The organism is Acidovorax sp. GW823-FHT01C06 (genome assembly GCF_058798375.1).
The window spans coordinates 313,276-329,656 of sequence record NZ_JBXAKN010000003.1; the positions used below are offsets into that span (position 1 = coordinate 313,276).

Genomic DNA, 16,381 nt, shown 5'->3' on the forward strand with positions numbered 1-16,381 from the left:
TACCCGCTCAACAAAAGGAATGGTGCGATTGTTCTAGCGCACCCTCCCCTTGGGTAGTGGGCCAAGCTGCAGATTTGTTATACGCTTGGCGCATGACCGTCACCCTGCCGCCCGGCGCCGACCGCATCGAGCTGATGCAGACCTTCATCCGCATCGTGGAGACCGGCAGCCTGTCTGCCGCCGCCCAGCAGCTGGGCACCAGCCAGCCTACCGTGAGCCGCCGCCTGCAGGCGCTGGAGCGCAGCCTGGGCATCAAGCTGCTGCAGCGCTCCACGCACGTGATGAAGTTGACGGAAGACGGCGAACGCTGCTTTGCCCACGCCAAGGCCCTGCTGGAAGACTGGCGCGCCATGGAAGACGACCTGCGCGGCACGGCCGACACCCCGCGCGGCACCCTGCGCGTGCTGGCGCCGCACGCCTTCGGGCAAGACCAGTTCATCGCCCCGCTGATGGCCTACCTGCGCCGCTACCCCGAGGTGGACGTGGAATGGATGCTGCACGACCGGCGCCCCAACTTCATCGCCGAAGGCATCGACTGCGCCATCCAGGTCGGCGCGGTGGACGACCCCAGCGTGGTCGCCGTGCGCCTGGCCGAAGTGCCCCGCATCGTGCTCGCCTCCCCGGCCCTCATGGCCGGGCGCCCCACGCCCGAACACGCGCAGGACCTGCAGCGGCTGCCCTGGCTGGCGCTGAGCACCTTCTACCGGCGCGACGTGACGCTGGTGCACGAGCCCAGCGGGGAGGCCCACACCTTCGGCATCACACCGCGCCTGGCCACCGACAGCCTGTATGCCCTGCGCAGCGCCGCACTGGCTGGACTGGGGGCATGCATTTCATCGGCGTGGATCGTGGACAACGATGTGCGGCAGGGGCATTTGCTGCACCTGGTGCCCACATGGCACGCCGCGCCGCTGCCGGTGTACCTGGTGTACCCCTACGCGCGGTTCTATCCGGCGCGGTTGCGGTTGTTCCTGGAGGCGATGCGGGGCGCGATGCCCGGGCTGGTGGGAATGCGGGCGGTGGCGGGCTGAGCGCCAGATGCAAGACGCGTCCCGGCCAGGGGCTGCCGGTGGCTTTTTTTGGCGGCGCCGCCGCAACGCCCGCCCTCACCGGCGGGCCGCGCAGCGCGGACCCGTCCAAGGGCTGCACGCCGTGAGGCGGCAGGGCCCCTCCCTGCCTCAGCGCGCGCGCCGGTAGTGCATGGCGACCGCGCCGCAGCGCAGCGGCCTCGCCGAGATCAACGCGAGCCGCCGCGTACCGGGCAGCCCGCTCTCGTACAGGGTTGGGCCGTGGCCGGAGATCCTGGGATGGACGAGCAATTGGTACTCGTCGATCAGATCCAGCCGGTCCAGCTCGGTCGCGAGCTTGCCGCTACCGAGAAGTACGCCGTCTGGGGTCGCGTCCTTGAGCTGCTGCACGCCCGTGCGCAGGTCGCCGGCGATGTGGTGGCTGCGGGTCCACGGGAAGTCCTTTCGCGTCGAGGACACCACGTACTTCGGCTTGGCCTCCAGCTTGACCGCCCACTCGCGCACCGCCGCCGGCGCCTCCGCGTCGCCACGCGCCACCGCTGGCCAGTAGCTCTCCATCATCTCGTAGGTCACGCGGCCCCACAGCATCGCCCCGTTCTCGTCCATGAGGCGGGTGAAGAAGGCGTGTGTCTCCTCGTCGGCGATTCCTTCCTGGTGGTCGACGCAGCCGTCCAGGGTGACGTTGATGCTGAAGGTCAAGAGTCCCATGGTGTCCTCCGTGCGAGATACGCAACGAGCCGCTCGCCGCCTGGCTCCCGTGCACGAGCCCCTTCGCGAGGCGCCCCCCGTGCCGACTGCCGGCTGGCGGCTGGCCGTGAAGCCGCGCCACGAAGCGGCGTTGGCTGGAATGAATTGTCAGGCCTCGTGCGCTAGTTCGGCCCGGATCTCCTCACGGCCGAAAGAAAAAGAGCGGCACATCGTCCGCTCTCGTTTCAATAGCACCCAGCGCTTGACCAGAAAGCGCCAGGGCCATTTTTCATTCAAAACAGAGAATCCACTGCTCACACGGCCCCTCGCCAAACCTGCATATCCGTGATCGCCGCCACATCCACCCGCACCGGCAGGATCCCATCCCGCGCGGAACGGTCCGCCACCGTCTGCAGCGCCGTGACATCCGCCTGCGTCACGGGCCGGGCCGCGATGGCCGCGCGCCCGGTGATGATGCGCGAGGCGTCGATGGGCAGGCGCGTGAGCTGGGTGTAGACCTGCGCATACGCCTCGCGGTGGGCCAGGGCCCAGTCGCCGGCGCGGGCCAGGCGGTCCAGGTACTGCACGATGGCGGCGCGCTTGGCTGGGTCGGCGAGGGCCGCCTCGGTGGCGGTGATGAAGCCCAGGGCGGTGTTGATGCCGCGCCCGTCGCGCAGGATGCGGCCGCCCTGCTGCAGGGCGATGGTGTAGTAGGGGTCGAAGATCGCCCATGCGTCGATCTGCCGGGAGGCGAAGGCGGCGGCTGCGTCGGTGGGCAGCACGAACTTGACCGTGACCTCCTCGCGCTTGACGCCCGCCTCTTCCAGCGCGCCGTACAGCTGGTATTGCGAGATGCTGCCGCGCGCGGACGAGACGATGACGGTTCTGCCCCGCAGGTCGGCCACCTTGCCCAGCGGCGAGTCGCCCTGCACCACGATGCCCAGCGAGTCGGGCTGGCCGACGCGGGTGGCCACGATCTTGAGCGGCGTCTTGCCCACCGCGGCCGCCAGCACGGGCAGGTCGCCGGCCATGGCGGTGTCCACCGCGCCGCTGCGGTGCGCTTCAAACAGCGGCGCCGCGCCCTGGAAGTTGGCCCAGCGCCAGGCAAACGGTGCGCCCTCCAGCGTGCGGGCGGCTTCGAACAGGGCACGCAATCCACCGGCCTGGTCGCCCAGCACCAGCGATGCCGCAGGTGCCTGCGCCTGTGCGTGGGCGGAGGAGCCCGGGCCCAGGATGCCGGTGGCGCCCACCGACAGGGCCGCCGCCTGCTGCAGCCACTGGCGGCGCGATGCGCCGGGGCGGCTGCGGTGGCCGGCGCTGCCCCTGTCGTCGCTGCCGATGCCGGGGCGGTTGCCCTCGGCGTGGTCGATGCGGCCGCTCATCAGGCTGCCTTGCGCAGGGTTTGCGCGGCATGCTCGCCGTCGCGTTCAGCCACTTTGGCGCGCACCAGGGGCAGCAGCTCGCGGCCGTAGTCGATGGCATCCACCAGCGGGTCGAAGCCCCGGATGAGGAAGGTGGTGATGCCCAGGTCGTAGTACTTGAGCAGCGCGTCGGCCACCTGCTCGGGCGTGCCGACCAGGGAGGTCGAGTTGGACCGCCCGCCGATCTCGCGCGCGATGGCCGTCCACAGGCGTTCGTCCACGCGGTCGCCCTTGGCCGCATCGGCCAGCAGGCGCTGCGCGCCTTCGCTTTGCTGCGGCCCCACGCCGCGTGCATAGCCCTGCTGCACGCGCAGGCGGCGGGTGTCGTCCAGGATGCGCTCGGCCTTGGCCCAGGCCTCGTCCTCGGTCTTGCCCAGGATGGGACGGAACGAGATGCTGAAATCCACATGGCGGCCGTGCAAGGTGGCCTCGGCGCGCACGCGGCGCACCAGGTCGCCGGCCTGGGCCAGCGATTCGCCCCACAGCGCGTACACGTCGGCATGCTTGCCGGCCACCTGCAAGGCGGGGGCCGATGCGCCGCCAAAGTAGATGGGCACGCGCTGGCCCTGCAGCGGCTTTACCTCGGACACGGCACCCTTGGCGCGGTAGTAGGTGCCTTCGTGGTCGAAGGGCTTGTCCTCGGCCCACACGCGGCGCAGGATGCCGAGGTATTCGTCGGTGCGCGCATAGCGCTCGTCGTGACCGAGGAAGTCGCCGTCGCGCTGCTGGTCTTCGTCCGAGCCGCCGCTGATGTAGTGCACCGCCAGGCGGCCGCCGGTGTAGTGGTCCAGCGTGGCCAGCTGGCGCGCGGCCAGCGTGGGCGCCACGAAACCGGGGCGGTGGGCCAGCAGCAGGCCGATCTTCTGCGTGACGGAGGCCGCGTAGGTGGCGGTGAGCAGCGTGTCGGGGCTCGATGAGCTGGCGGGCACCAGGATGCGGTCGAATCCCGCGTGCTCGTGCGCCTGGGCGAACACGCGCACATAGGCGGGGTCCACCGCCGGGCCACGGCGGGGAATGGTTTCTGACACTTCGTTCGGCTGGATCATGCCGATGAACTGGACGGGCATAGCGGGCTCCTGCGGGATAAGCGGTTGGGGGATGGGGTTGAAGGGCATGATCCGCGCGCGGAGCCCGCGCCCCAACGAAGAAAAACGCGTTTGCAAACTCGCCCTCCGCATACCCCCGGCCCGGGGTGGCGGGCAGGTTAGAGTTGCGTGCGATTCATCCGCCGACCACCCTCCTTCCTCCCCCAGATTCCGCCCTGCCCCATGGACCTGCGCGCGCTCCGCTACTTCATCGCCGTGCTGGAAGCCGGCAGCCTCTCGCGCGCGGCGGGCACGCTGTACATCGCCCAGCCCGCGCTCACCGCGCAGATCAAGAAGCTCGAGGGCGAGCTGGGCGCGCGGCTGTTCGAGCGCTCGCACGCCGGCGTCACGCCCACGCCCGCCGGGCAGCAGCTGTACGAAGACGCCCGCCGCCTGCTGAGCGACGCCGCCGCGATGCGCGAGCGCATCCAGCGCCTGCCGCAGGGGCCCGAGGGCTCGGTGACGATCGCGGTGCCGTTCCTGCTCTCGTCGCTGATCATGGGCCCGCTGCTGGCGCACCTGAAGGAGTCGCACCCGCGCATCCGCGTCTTTGTCCTGGACGACCTGAGCCTGATGGTGAAAAAGGCGATGCTCGACCGCCGCGCGGACATCGGCATCCTGGTGGACGCGGCGCAGGTGGAGGGCCTGCACTGCCGCCCGCTGGTGCGTGAGGCCATGTATTTTTGCGGGCACGACCCCGGCGGCGCCGTGCGGGCGCTGCTGCGCAAGCCACCGGGTGCCGACGCCATCGCCGCCACTACCGGCACCGTTGCAGGCGCGGCGGCCGCCACCGCGCGCCCCACCATCGACTTCGCCGACGCCGCCGCGCAGCCCCTGGTGCTGCAGTCGCGCCGCTACTCCATCCGCCAGCGGGTGGAAGAAGCCGCCGCCGCGCGCGGCGTGGCCCTGAACATCGCCCACGAACACGACTCCGCCCGCGTGATCCGGTCGCTGTACGCGTGCGGGGGCGGCTTCACCTTCACGCCCGCCTGCGCGCTGGGCGACGCGCCTGCCGCCGGGCCCGACTGGATGGTGGCCCGCGTGGTCAACCCCGAGCTGGCGCGCAGCTATACCCTGGCCACCACCGCCGACCGCGAGGTGGACGGCGTGATGCAGGTGGTGATGGAGGCGCTGATCGCGGTGGTGCTGGAACTGGTGGTGTCGGGGAAGTGGGAGGCGGTGGTGTGAGGATGCCCAGGGTGACATTGCTCGAATCCGCGCAGTACCAGGACCAGGCAGCAGCCACCTTCGCGGCGGTGGCCGCTGAAGTCGCCAGGCTTGTGCCCCACGCCATCATCGAACACATCGGTGCCTCGTCCATCCCAGACGCCATCTCCAAGGGCGACCTGGACATCTGCTTGCTGGTACCGGCGCAGGACCACGCACGCAGTGTCGAAGCCCTGGAAGCTGCGGGCTACGTGGCCAAGGCCGGCACGCTGCGCACGCCCGCGCTGTGCATGCTTTTGTCAGCCGACACCACCATGGACGTTGCACTGCAGGTGGTAGCGCGTGGCTCGGAGTTCGAGTTCTTTCTGCACTTTCGCGATGCCTTGCGCGCCGACCCTGCGCTGGTAACCCAGTACAACCAGCTCAAACAGCGGTTCGCATCCGATGGGATGGACCGATACCGCGACGAGAAAGCGCGGTTCATCAAGGCGGTGCTGCAGGCCGCAGGAACATCCTGCGCTGCAGATTGATCGCACGCCTTCCCGAAAAACCAGCCGCAGGAGACACGCATGCCATCCACCAGCACCACAAACAACCAGCCCGCCTCCACCCTCATCGACCAGCGCATCGCCGACCTCGCCGACTGGCGCGGCCGCGCGCTGGCCCGCATGCGCCAGCTCATCCACGAGGCCGCGCCCGGCGTGGTGGAGGAATGGAAGTGGATGGGCACGCCCGTGTGGTCGCTGGGCGGCATCCTGTGCACCGGCGAGAGCTACAAGGCGGCGGTGAAGCTCACCTTCCTCAAGGGGGCCTCGCTGCCCGACCCGGCCCGGCTCTTCAACGCCAGCCTGGACGGCAACGCGCGGCGGGCCATCGACATCCATGAAGGCGATGAGGTGGATGCCGATGCCTTCAAGGCGCTCATCCGCGCTGCGGTGGAGCTCAATGCCGCCAGGCCCGCCGGCAGAAAGCCCTCCGCCCGCGCCAAGGCGAAATAGTGTTCCCGGGGTGGTGGCTGGCAGCAAGGCCATCAATCCATCTGATACCTCCCCATCAGCAATCGGTATTTCCCTGATACCCCCGTCTTCTGGAACAGTGGCCCCATGCCCCGCGCTCGACGGGGCCGGTGTTTCAGGAGACAGCCATTACCACCCCCTCCCCCCTCCCTCCCCGCGCGGTCGCCAACGTGGGCGCGCTTGTCGCCAGGAGCGCCCGGACGCACGCCCGGCGCGTGGCCGTGAAGAGCCCCGCGCGCAGCGTCACCTATGCCGAGCTGGAGCAGCGCTCCAACCGCCTGGCCAACGCCCTGCTCGGCCTGGGCTTGGCGCGCGGCGACCGCGTGGGCATCTACCTGCCCAACTGCGTGGAAATCGTCGAGATCGAGATCGCCTGCTACAAGGCCGGGCTCGTCAAGGCACCCTTCAACGCACGGCTGTCGCCCGCCGAAGTGGGCGCCGTGGCGGCCAACAGCGATGCCGCCCTCATCGTCACCACGGCCGAGCGGGCCGAGGCCATCCGCCCGCACGTGGAGCAGGCACTGCAGGGCGGCATGCCGCGCCTGCTGCTGCTCGATGGCGCAGGTGCCGCAAGCTACGAGGCCGCACTGGCGCAGGCCAGCGATGCCTTCAGTCCCGTGCAGGTGCACGAGCACGAGGTGGCCGTGCTGCACTACACCTCGGGCTCGTCGGGCGTGCTCAAGGCGGCCATGCAGACCTTTGGCAACCGGCTGGCGCAGCTGCGCAAGTTCCTCACGCGCTCGGACGGACAGCAGCCCGGGCACATCCTGGGGCTGGTGGGGCCGATCACGCACGCATCGGGCATGCAGATCGTGCCCGCGCTGTGCCAGGGCGTGACCATCCGCCTGTTCAACGGCTTCGAGCCCGCGCGCTTCATCGCCGACATGCGCGCCGACCGCGTGACGCACACCTTCATGGTGCCCACCATGATCAACATGCTGCTGGCCGAGCTGGAGGGCCAGTACCGCCCCCTGCCGGACCTGCTGCGCCTGGGCTATGGCGCCGCCCCCATGGCGCCCGCGCGCATCCTGAAGGCCATGGACGTGTTCGGCCCCATCCTGCAGCAAGGCTATGGCGCGGGCGAGACGACCTCGGGTGTCTGTGGCCTGTCGGTGGAAGACCATCTGTTTGCCCGCGCCGCGCGGCCCGAGCGCCTGGCATCGTGCGGGCGGCCGTTCCTCGAATGTGATGTGCAGATCCTGGGCGACGACGGCCAGAGCGTGGCCACGGGCGAGATCGGCGAGATCGTGGTGCGCGGCGACGACGTCTTCGCGGGCTACTGGCGCGCGCCGGAGCTCACGGCCGAGGTGCTCAAGGACGGTGCGTACCACACGGGCGACCTGGCCCGCATGGACGACGAAGGCTTTGTCTACATCGTGGACCGCAAGAAGGACATGGTGATCAGCGGCGGCTTCAACGTGTACCCGTCGGAGGTGGAAGCGGTGCTGTACCAGCATGACGCGATCGCCGACGCCTGCGTGTTCGCCGTGCCCGACGACAAGTGGGGCGAGGCCGTGGCCGCGCACGTGGTGCTCAAGCCCGGCCACACGGCGGGCGACGAGGTCAGCGCCGCCATCGACGCCTTCTGCGCCCAGCACCTGGGCGGCTTCAAGCGGCCCCGGCGCATCGAGTTCGTGCCCACGCTGCCCAAGAACCCCAACGGCAAGGTCATGCGCCGCGCGGTGCAGGCCCCCTACTGGGAAGGCCGGGGCCGCATGGTGAACTAGAGAGCGGCATCCCCCCGAGGCGCCGCGCGCCCTGGCGCGTCCGCCAGAGGCGGCCCTCGCCCCGCGTCCGCGGCACCGGGCCGCGCCAGTTTCCACATCCAGTCGGCACCACAACCGACAAGGAATCTCGACATGAACAACCACGACATCACCTCCCCCATCCCCGCGCCACTGTTTCCGGGCGTGCCGTTCGAAGGCTCGCCGCAGGCGGCCGAGCTGATCACCCGCGTCAACGAGTACCTGCACGGCGAGCTGGCCGCGCTGGCGCGCGAGCATGGCATCGACCACGAGAACAGCCCCGGCAAGGCGCTGCTGCGCCAGGTGTGGAAACGTTCGCACGCGCTGGGCTTCTACGGCATGACGCTGCCTCCGCAGATGGGCGGCCTGGGCCTGTCGGTGCTGGACCATGTGCTCGTGAAGGAAGCGATCTATGCCAGCGGCTCGCCCTTCGCGCCGCATGTGTTCGGCGAGCTGAGCGGCCCGCCGCGCGTGGGCGCGCTGGCGCGCGTCGCCACGCCGTTCCAGCTGCAGAACTTCATCCTGCCCGTGGCGCAGGCCGACATGGCGATCTGCTTTGCGCTGACCGAGGCCGAGGCGGGCTCGGATGCGGGCAACGTGCAGACCCGCGCCGTGAAGGATGGCGACCACTACGTGCTCACCGGCGAGAAGCGCTTCATCTCGGGCTCGCCCTTTGCCGACTATGCGGTGCTGATGGCCTCCACCGCCACCGATCCGGCGCAGCGCGAGGTGTCCGCGTTCTTCGTGGACCTGCATGCGCCCGGCGTGCGCGTGCAGGCGGGCTACAAGACCATGGCGGGCCAGACGAGCACGGGCAACATCGCCCTGGACGGCGCGCGCGTGCCGGCCACCCACCTCATCGGCGAGCCGGGCCGGGGCCTGGCGCTGGCGCTGGGCCGCATCACCGTGAACCGGCTACTGCACTGCCCCGCCATGCTGGGCCTGGCCCAGGTGGCGCTGCGCGATGCGCGCGACTACGCGCAGCAGCGCCAGCAGTTCGGCCGCGCCATCGGGCAGTTCCAGGCCATTCAGCACATGCTGGCCGACATGGCGACCGACTGGGCCGCCGCGCGCGGGCTGATGCTGGCCACCGCCCGGCAGATCGACGCGGGCGGCGATCCGCGCGCGCAGGCAGCGATGGCCAAGCTGTTCTGCTCGGAAGCGGCGTTCCGCATTGCCGACCGCGCGGTGCAGATCCACGGCGGCGAAGGCATCGTGCAGGGCCGGCGCGTGGAATTCCTGTTCCGCATGCTGCGCATGTACCGGGTGCTCACGGGCACGAGCGAGATCCAGCGCAACACCATCGCCAAGGAATTGCTGGCAGCCCCCTGAGCGGCTGCGCCGCCGCTGCGGCGCGCAGGCCCCGGCCCGGGCCAGGCCAGTTGCTCCGGTCCGCCATACCGCCACAACGGTGCCCCAGTGCGCGAGCGCACCCACCCGACAATCACAAGGAGACAAGACATGACAACCCATTCCCCATCCTCCCCGCGCCGCCGCGCCCTGCTGGCCGCCAGCCTGCTGCCGCTGCTGGCGGGCACGCCCGCCCTGGCCTCCGACCCCTGGCCCCGCCGCGCCATCAAGTGGGTGGTGCCCTATCTGGCCGGCACGGGGCCCGACACCACGGCCCGCATCGTGGCCGAGGCCGTGTCCAAGGAACTGGGCCAGCCCGTGGTCATCGAGAACCGTGGCGGCGTGGGCGGCAACCTGGGCGCGCGGCAGGTGGCCAAGGCCGCGCCGGACGGCTACACCTGGATCTACTCGGGCTCACCCATGGCGGCCAGCATGCGCATGTACAAGGCGCCCGGGTATGACGTGCTCAAGGACTTCCGCCACGTGATCGGGCTCACCAGTTCCGACACCACGGTGATCGTGCACGCGAGCTCCGACATCCGCACGCTGGAGCAACTGCTCACCCGCATGCGCGCTCAGCCGGGCAAGATCGACTACGCGTCGGGCGGCATCGGCACCCCGTCGCATCTGGGGGTGGAGATGCTGCTGAGCGTGGCCCAGGCCGAAGCCACCCACGTGCCCTACAAGGGCGCCTCGGAGATCGTGAATGCCGTGATGGGCCAGCAGGTGACTTTCGGCGCCCCCATCACCTCGGTGGCGTACGCCAACATCCAGGCTGGCAAATTGCGGGCCCTGGCCGTGACCGGCCCCCGGCGCAACCCCAAGCTGCCGGGCGTGCCCACGCTGGCGGAGCTGCAGGTGCCCGGCGTGGAGCTGACGTCGTGGGGCGGTGTCTCGGTGCCCACCGGCACGCCCGACGCCATCGTCGCGCGCGTGCGCGCCGCCCTCGATGCCGCGCTCAGGCAGCCCGCCGTCGTGAGCGCGCTGGAAGAACAGGGCGGCCAGGTCTTCGTGCAGGACAGCGAGGCCTTCACACGCGCTTTCGGCAAGGAAATCGCATTCACGGAAACCATGATGAAGAGGGCGCGGCTGGAGCCGATGTAGCGGCGGCCGGCCGTTTCTCGCCAACGCTTCTCCTTTTATAGCAACTACCGCTGGATGGATGGTCGGCAGCGGCACTTTTCATACCCAAACCCTGGCTGCGGCGCGGCCGCCGTGCGTTCGCACCCTTGCGCCACGGGCCGGCCCCGGGGCCGCCCGCTCCTTGACCACCGTCAAGCAGGCCCGCGCCACGGGCATTTGTCCGACAGGCGGCCGATTCCTTGGATGGCGGGCAGCGCGCCCGCCCCGTCCAAGAATGAATGCAGCGAGTGACATTGCTCGCCTGCCCGCAACACGACAAGGAGAGCCCCATGAACACCCTCTCGAATCCCGTGGCCGAGGAAAAACCCATCGACCCCGACCTGGCCGCACAGGCCGTGCCCGGCCACGGCGTCCCCTCGCAGGACCCCGACCCCGCCGCGCAACATACCCTGAGCCCGAGTGAATCCGAGCGCGAGTCCAAATCCGCCCTGATGGGGGGCGGCATGATGGCCGGAGCCGCCGCCGGCGCGGCCGTGGGCGTGGCGGTGGCCGGGCCCGTGGGCGTGTTCGTGGGCGGCACGGCAGGCGCCATTGCCGGCGCCCTCGGCGGCGCGGCCGTGGGCCAGGTGGTCGAACCCGAAGCGCCCAAGGAGCCCGCGGACGAAGCCGCCGAGCCGGGATACATAGAGAAGCCCTAGCTTTCTCGCCGCCCGTGGCCCGCCATTCCCTGTACAAAGCCCGCATTCGCGGGCTTTTGTGCTTCGGGGTGGCGCGGTGGCGGCGCGAAGCCGTACCGTGGAGAATCCGGCCCACAGGCCGCCGGAATCCAGGGAGGTTCCGGCCCGGCAGCCCCTCCCCCCACGAAAACCGCGAGGAAGAACCCATGCAAATCACGCTCTCCAGCCTGTTCGTCGAAGACCAGGACCACGCCCTGCACTTCTACACCACGGTCCTTGGCTTCGAGAAGAAGCATGACATTCCCATGGGCACCTTCCGCTGGCTCACCGTGACATCGCCGGAAGGCGCCACGGGCGTCGAGCTGGTGCTGGAGCCCATGGCCTTCGCGCCCGCGCGGGTTTACCAGAAGGCCTTGTTCGAGGCGGGCATTCCGGCCACCGCGTTCATGACCCATGACATCGATGCGGAGTTCCGCAGGCTTTCGGAGCGGGGCGTGGCGTTCCGTGGCACGCCCCTGGCCATGGGGCCCATCAAGGCGGTGCTGTTCGAGGACACGTGCGGCAATCTCATCAACCTGGTCCAGCCGGGAGCGTGAGCCACCGAGGCCGGGGCGAAATGCTATCTCATTGATAGCTATCAGCGCTTGTCCAACGGCGCTGTAAGCCGTTTTCATTCATTTTCCGGGCCCTGGCCCCACGGCGGCCCAAGGCCCGGTGCTCAGTGGGGAAAGCCTCCTCGCACAAGGCGCACCGGCTCGGCGTCCATGCGGCGTATGAGCGCCTGCAGGCCATCCACCGGCGCCGTGGCGGCCCCGACCGGCGGCGCGGGCGCGGCGGTGGCCCGGCAGACCAGGTCGTCCTCGGACCACGCGGCCTTGCCGGGCTGGCCCCGCGCACGCAGCCAGCCCGCGCGGTCCACGATCAGCTGGTAGCCCGGCAGTTCGGCGGCAGACACGCCCAGCACCAGGGCCAGCGCCTGCTCCACGGCGCTTTTGTGCTGCGGATCGCCCTGCGGCTGGCACTCGGCATCGGCGCCCGCCGGCAAGGCGCCCGCCACCAGGGTGACCAGGCGCGGGTCATCGGCCACCAGCGGCACGCCCGGGCCCGCCACGGCCACACGCACGCGCTGGCCCACCAGGTCCCGGCTCTGGCGGGCCCGGCCATGGCGGCACTCCACGGCCATGCCGGGCAGGCGCACGGGCCGGTCCCAGGTGCCGGCCTCGCGCAGCATCTGCCCTGCGGCACGGGCCTGCAGGTAGTCCAGCACGTCCCAGATTTCTTCGTCGCGCAGCGCGCTGCCCACGCCCGGCATGGTCTGCACGCCGGCGCGGTTGTGCATGCCCTCGCGCACACGCCAGAACAGCTCGCCGTCGAGCCGCTTCCACAGCAGCGCGCCGTTCAGGTTGGGCGGCCACTGGGCCAGCTGCGGGGCATCGGAGCCTTCGCCCCGGCCATCGGCGCCGTGGCAGCGCACGCAGTGCTGCTGGTAGACAGCCTGGCCGCGCACGATGCCCCCGGCAGCGAAACCGGTGGGCGACTGGTGCAGGCTGGTGGGCACGGCGGGCGCGAGCAGCAGGTGCGCCTGGGGCCAGGGGGCAAACACCAGCAATGCGGCCGCCAAGGCGATCAGCCACGGGCGCGCGCGCTGGAAGGGCAGCGACACCGCCAGGGCCAGCAGCGCGGCCCCCGCGCACAGCAGGGACAGCAGCACCTGCCGCGCGTGGCCCGCGTCCACCGCCAGCATCTCGGCCGCAATGCGGTGCCCCCACGGCCATGCGGGCTGGCCATGGACTTCCGGCGCCAGGCCCAGCGCATGCAGCACCGCGCGCAGGCCCTGCTGCGCGGCGAGCAGGCCTTCGAGCAGGCCGTTCAGCAGATCCGGCGACAACCCGCTGGCCTACCAGCTCGCACCCAGGCCCAGCAACGCCAGGGCCTCGTGGCGCAGGGCCGCAAGGCGCGGGTCGCCGCGGTGGCGCGGGTAGGGCAAATCGTTCACCAGCACCTGCTGGATGCGCGCGGGCCGGTCGGAGAACACCACCACGCGCTGGGCCATGAAGAGCGCCTCTTCCACATCGTGCGTGACCAGCAGGGCCGAGAAACCCGTGCGCTGCCACAGGTCCACGAGCTCGGTCTGCATGGTCAGGCGCGTGAGCGAGTCGAGCTTGCCCAGCGGCTCGTCGAGCACCAGGAGGCTCGGGTCGTTGACCAACGCGCGGGCCAATGCCACGCGCTGCGCCATGCCGCCCGACAGCTGGTGCGGAAAGGCCTTGGCAAAGTCCTGCAAGCCGACCAGGCGCAGCGCTTCGTCCACCCGGTGGCGCTGCTGGCGCAGGATGCCGCGCGCCTGCAGGCCCAGGGCCACGTTGTCCCACACGGTGCGCCAGGGAAACAGCGTGGGGTCCTGGAAGACCACGATGCGCGAGGGATCGGGGTCGGTGATGGGCGCGCCGTCCTGCAGCAGCTCGCCCGTGGTCGCGGGCTCCAGCCCCGCCACCAGGCGCAGCAGCGTGCTCTTGCCGCAGCCGCTGGGCCCGAGCAGGGCCACGAACTCGCCGGGGGCGATGGACAGGTCCAGCTCGTCGATCACGTGCAGCGGGCCGGCGGGCAGGTCGAACCAGTGACTCACATTGCGCACGTCGATGCGTGCGCCCGTCACCTTGGCTCCCACACCCGCTTCAGGGGCGGTCGCGGTGCTCACCATTTCACCACCCCCTTCTGCCACGACAGCACCCGGTCGCGCAGCACGAACAGCAAGGTGATCACGCCCGAGAACAGCAGCGCCATCACGATCAGCGCGGCGTACATGTTGGGGTACGCCGCCCAGCCCTGGGCCCAGGTCAGGTACCAGCCCAGGCCGGCCTTCACGCCCAGCATCTCGGCCACCACCAGGGTGGAGAACGCCGCGCCCAGGCCCATGAACAGGCCCACGAACACCTGCGGCAGCGCCGCCGGGATGGCCACGCGCAGCACCAGGAACCAGGGCGACGCGCCCATGGTGCGCGCCACGTCGTAGTAGTTCTTGTGCACGCCCGCCACGCCCGACCAGGTGAGGATGGCGACCGGGAAGGCCGTGCCCAGCGCGATCAGGAAGATCGCCGTGGACCAGCTCGACGGAAAGAAATAAAAGCTCACCGGCAGCAGCGCCGTGGTGGGCACGGGGCCCAGGATGCGCAGCACCGGGTGGATCCAGTAGCTGGCCTGGCGCGACCAGCCGATGAGCACGCCCGTGGTGAACCCCGCCGCCGCGCCGATGGCGATGCCCAGCGCCAGCAGGCGGACCGATGCGCCCGCGCTTTCCAGCAGGCGCGCCCAGTCGGTGGCGTAGACCTCCACCAGGCTTTGCGGCGGTGCGAAGAACGGGGGCGGCAAGGTGCCCAGCTTGGCGGTGAACACCTCCCACACCGTGAGGCCGGCGGCGATGGCCACCAGCCAGGGGCCGGTCCGCCGCACCTTGTGGCCCACGGGCCCCAGCGCGCCCGCAACGAACGCCAGCACCGCCAGAAGCACTGCCACGGCACCGGCACCGATGGCGAATTCTTCGGTGAACGCCCACTCGCTGAAGCCTGCCGGCTTGTTGGGCCACAGGTAGGTCAGCAGGCCCAGCGCCGCCCAGGCGGCGGCGGCCAACAGGCCCGTCCGCCAGAAGGCGGGAATGGGCCGGGCCGCGCCGAATGCGGCGGGCGCGGCCACCCTCGCGGGAGGCGCCGCGGGGCGTCGCGCCCGGGGCGCCTCGGCCACGGAATTGGGCGCTGGCAGGATATGGTCGGCAACGGTGCTCATGGCAAACTCCGGTGAATGTCAGTTCGTGTGGCGATGCGCATCGCCCACAACCCGTGAAACTGGCGCGCCCACAGCCAGTGCGCCAGCGCAAGGGCCACCGCACCGCGCCGAGCTGGGGGCGTCCTCCTCCCGCATTGCGCGGCAATGCGAGAGAGGGGTGAAGGCGCGAAGCGACTCAGGGAATGCGTCACTTCAGGCCAGCACGTCGGCATGCACGTGAGCGGCGAAACGTGCGGGATCGGTGGAGGGCTTGAGCACCCCCACCAGCTTGAAGTCGCGCGCGTAGAACTCGATCTCCTGGCGCAGGGCCGTGCCCACGGGGTGGCTGCGGTGCGTGAGCGTGCCCAGCACGGCGCGCAGGTCGTCCTGCGGCACCTTGGAGTAAGGGCTGAAGATGCGCGCCGTCTCGTTGGGGTTGTCGGCCACGAAGTCCGAGGCCTCGATGATGGCGCGCGTGAGGGCCGCGGCCGTGCCCTTGTCGTTGCGCACCATGGCGCCGCTCACGCCGAGCACGCAGCAGGTCTTGGCCGCGTACTCGCCCGAGAGGTTGGAGGCCAGGTCCACCAGGCCCTTGGTGCGGCGCTGGATCAGCAGCAGGTTGGGGTCGCCGTCGGCAATGGCCTGGGCCTCGCCCTTTTCCACGGCCAGGCCCAGCATGTCGCCGGGGAACTGGCGCCATGTCACGTCCTTTTCGGGGTTCAGGCCGGCCTTGGTGAGCAGCACCGAGAAGAAGTTCTTGCCCGGGCTGTTGAGGTCCGACACGGCAATGGTCTTGCCCTTGAGCTTTTGCAGGCTGGTCACGCCCGCCGCTTCGTAGCCCACCAGGCGCGAGCAGCCGCCGTGCGAGCTGCCCACCAGCTTCACGTCGAAGCCCGACTCCAGCGGCTTGATCCAGCGGTGCACCATGCCCAGGCCGGCGTCGGCCTTGGAGGTGGCGATGGTCTCCAGCAGCTGGTCGGTGGAACCGGCGAAGTTGACCAGCTCGACCTTGAGGCCGTGCTTTTCGAAGATGCCACGCTCGATCGCCACCGGGGCGGCCGACAGGCAGATGGCATTGGCGTTCCACGCCAGCTTCACCTCGCGCAGCTTGCCGGCGGCCAGCACGTGGCTGCCCACCACGCCCGAGGCGCCCACCACCGTGGCCGCGCCCGTGGCCCGCAGCAACTGCCGGCGCGACCAGCGCGCTTCTCCCCCACCCAGAATCTGACCCTTGTTGTTCATGCCCTGCACCTTTTGTGTGAAAAAGACAAAATGGCCGCGCATCCGCAGCCCGCTGACCGCATTGCATGCGGACGGGCACCAAAAGAGAACGAAGAAAAACGGAGATGCATATGCAAAAGAT

16 protein-coding genes are annotated in these 16,381 nt (G+C 70.3%); 9 read left to right on the top strand and 7 right to left on the bottom strand.

What is annotated here, in order from left to right; all coding sequences use genetic code 11:
• Positions 1–92 precede the first annotated feature (92 nt).
• Positions 93–1,031, top strand: coding sequence for a LysR family transcriptional regulator (locus AC1RCS_RS09590; RefSeq protein ID WP_492244885.1), 939 nt, complete (start codon positions 93–95; stop codon positions 1,029–1,031).
• Positions 1,032–1,178: 147 nt separating this feature from the next.
• Here AC1RCS_RS09590 and AC1RCS_RS09595 read toward each other — a convergent pair whose 3' ends face one another.
• From AC1RCS_RS09595 to AC1RCS_RS09605, 3 genes are all read right to left on the bottom strand, one after another.
• Positions 1,179–1,736, bottom strand: a complete 558-nt coding sequence (locus AC1RCS_RS09595) for a dihydrofolate reductase family protein (RefSeq protein ID WP_218294653.1) — start codon at positions 1,734–1,736, stop codon at positions 1,179–1,181.
• A gap of 293 nt (positions 1,737–2,029) precedes the next feature.
• Entirely contained in the window at positions 2,030–3,097 is a 1,068-nt protein-coding gene (locus AC1RCS_RS09600) for an ABC transporter substrate-binding protein (protein ID WP_492244886.1), read from the bottom strand.
• Positions 3,097–4,203, bottom strand: coding sequence for an LLM class flavin-dependent oxidoreductase (locus tag AC1RCS_RS09605; protein WP_218294651.1), 1,107 nt, complete (start codon positions 4,201–4,203; stop codon positions 3,097–3,099). Before AC1RCS_RS09605 ends, AC1RCS_RS09600 begins: the two co-directional genes overlap by 1 nt.
• A 201-nt stretch (positions 4,204–4,404) precedes the next feature.
• On the opposite strand from AC1RCS_RS09605, the gene AC1RCS_RS09610 reads away from it, so the two are divergent.
• From AC1RCS_RS09610 to AC1RCS_RS09645, 8 genes are all read left to right on the top strand, one after another.
• Complete coding sequence (locus AC1RCS_RS09610) at positions 4,405–5,409, top strand: LysR family transcriptional regulator (protein ID WP_492244887.1); 1,005 nt, start codon at positions 4,405–4,407, stop codon at positions 5,407–5,409.
• Between the two features lie 11 nt (positions 5,410–5,420).
• Entirely contained in the window at positions 5,421–5,918 is a 498-nt protein-coding gene (locus tag AC1RCS_RS09615; RefSeq protein WP_492244888.1) for a GrpB family protein, read from the top strand.
• A gap of 39 nt (positions 5,919–5,957) precedes the next feature.
• Positions 5,958–6,386, top strand: a complete 429-nt coding sequence (locus AC1RCS_RS09620; RefSeq protein ID WP_492244889.1) for a DUF1801 domain-containing protein — start codon at positions 5,958–5,960, stop codon at positions 6,384–6,386.
• A gap of 128 nt (positions 6,387–6,514) precedes the next feature.
• A complete protein-coding gene (locus AC1RCS_RS09625) occupies positions 6,515–8,131 on the top strand; it encodes an AMP-binding protein (RefSeq protein WP_492244890.1) in 1,617 nt (538 codons plus the stop codon).
• Positions 8,132–8,263: 132 nt separating this feature from the next.
• Positions 8,264–9,481 carry an acyl-CoA dehydrogenase family protein gene (locus AC1RCS_RS09630; protein WP_492244891.1) on the top strand — a complete coding sequence of 406 codons (1,218 nt, stop codon included), beginning with the start codon at positions 8,264–8,266 and terminating at the stop codon, positions 9,479–9,481.
• A 129-nt stretch (positions 9,482–9,610) separates the two neighbouring features.
• Positions 9,611–10,603, top strand: coding sequence for a Bug family tripartite tricarboxylate transporter substrate binding protein (locus AC1RCS_RS09635; protein ID WP_218341029.1), 993 nt, complete (start codon positions 9,611–9,613; stop codon positions 10,601–10,603).
• Positions 10,604–10,911: 308 nt separating this feature from the next.
• Entirely contained in the window at positions 10,912–11,280 is a 369-nt protein-coding gene (locus AC1RCS_RS09640) for a hypothetical protein (RefSeq protein WP_218294645.1), read from the top strand.
• A gap of 185 nt (positions 11,281–11,465) precedes the next feature.
• On the top strand, positions 11,466–11,855 hold the full coding sequence (locus AC1RCS_RS09645; RefSeq protein ID WP_218294644.1) for a VOC family protein: 390 nt from the start codon (positions 11,466–11,468) through the stop codon (positions 11,853–11,855).
• 122 nt (positions 11,856–11,977) lie between these two features.
• On the opposite strand, the gene AC1RCS_RS09650 is transcribed toward AC1RCS_RS09645, so the two are convergent.
• The 4 genes from AC1RCS_RS09650 to AC1RCS_RS09665 form a co-directional block, all read right to left on the bottom strand.
• Positions 11,978–13,147: a c-type cytochrome gene (locus tag AC1RCS_RS09650; protein ID WP_492244892.1), complete on the bottom strand. Its 1,170-nt coding sequence runs from the start codon at positions 13,145–13,147 to the stop codon at positions 11,978–11,980.
• Between the two features lie 9 nt (positions 13,148–13,156).
• Positions 13,157–13,960 carry an ABC transporter ATP-binding protein gene (locus tag AC1RCS_RS09655; protein WP_218294642.1) on the bottom strand — a complete coding sequence of 268 codons (804 nt, stop codon included), beginning with the start codon at positions 13,958–13,960 and terminating at the stop codon, positions 13,157–13,159.
• Positions 13,954–15,039: an ABC transporter permease gene (locus AC1RCS_RS09660; RefSeq protein WP_492244893.1), complete on the bottom strand. Its 1,086-nt coding sequence runs from the start codon at positions 15,037–15,039 to the stop codon at positions 13,954–13,956. Before AC1RCS_RS09660 ends, AC1RCS_RS09655 begins: the two co-directional genes overlap by 7 nt.
• Positions 15,040–15,231: 192 nt before the next feature.
• A complete protein-coding gene (locus AC1RCS_RS09665; RefSeq protein ID WP_492244894.1) occupies positions 15,232–16,260 on the bottom strand; it encodes an ABC transporter substrate-binding protein in 1,029 nt (342 codons plus the stop codon).
• Positions 16,261–16,381: the final 121 nt, after the last annotated feature.

Coding starts and splice junctions, on each gene's coding strand:
- AC1RCS_RS09655 (WP_218294642.1), bottom strand. CDS start 13,960: ATGGTGAGCACCGCGACCGCCCCTGAAGCGGGTGTGGGAGCCAAGGTG.
- AC1RCS_RS09665 (WP_492244894.1), bottom strand. CDS start 16,260: ATGAACAACAAGGGTCAGATTCTGGGTGGGGGAGAAGCGCGCTGGTCG.
- AC1RCS_RS09600 (WP_492244886.1), bottom strand. CDS start 3,097: ATGAGCGGCCGCATCGACCACGCCGAGGGCAACCGCCCCGGCATCGGC.
- AC1RCS_RS09645 (WP_218294644.1), top strand. CDS start 11,466: ATGCAAATCACGCTCTCCAGCCTGTTCGTCGAAGACCAGGACCACGCC.
- AC1RCS_RS09630 (WP_492244891.1), top strand. CDS start 8,264: ATGAACAACCACGACATCACCTCCCCCATCCCCGCGCCACTGTTTCCG.
- AC1RCS_RS09660 (WP_492244893.1), bottom strand. CDS start 15,039: ATGAGCACCGTTGCCGACCATATCCTGCCAGCGCCCAATTCCGTGGCC.
- AC1RCS_RS09640 (WP_218294645.1), top strand. CDS start 10,912: ATGAACACCCTCTCGAATCCCGTGGCCGAGGAAAAACCCATCGACCCC.
- AC1RCS_RS09610 (WP_492244887.1), top strand. CDS start 4,405: ATGGACCTGCGCGCGCTCCGCTACTTCATCGCCGTGCTGGAAGCCGGC.
- AC1RCS_RS09590 (WP_492244885.1), top strand. CDS start 93: ATGACCGTCACCCTGCCGCCCGGCGCCGACCGCATCGAGCTGATGCAG.
- AC1RCS_RS09605 (WP_218294651.1), bottom strand. CDS start 4,203: ATGCCCGTCCAGTTCATCGGCATGATCCAGCCGAACGAAGTGTCAGAA.
- AC1RCS_RS09595 (WP_218294653.1), bottom strand. CDS start 1,736: ATGGGACTCTTGACCTTCAGCATCAACGTCACCCTGGACGGCTGCGTC.
- AC1RCS_RS09620 (WP_492244889.1), top strand. CDS start 5,958: ATGCCATCCACCAGCACCACAAACAACCAGCCCGCCTCCACCCTCATC.
- AC1RCS_RS09635 (WP_218341029.1), top strand. CDS start 9,611: ATGACAACCCATTCCCCATCCTCCCCGCGCCGCCGCGCCCTGCTGGCC.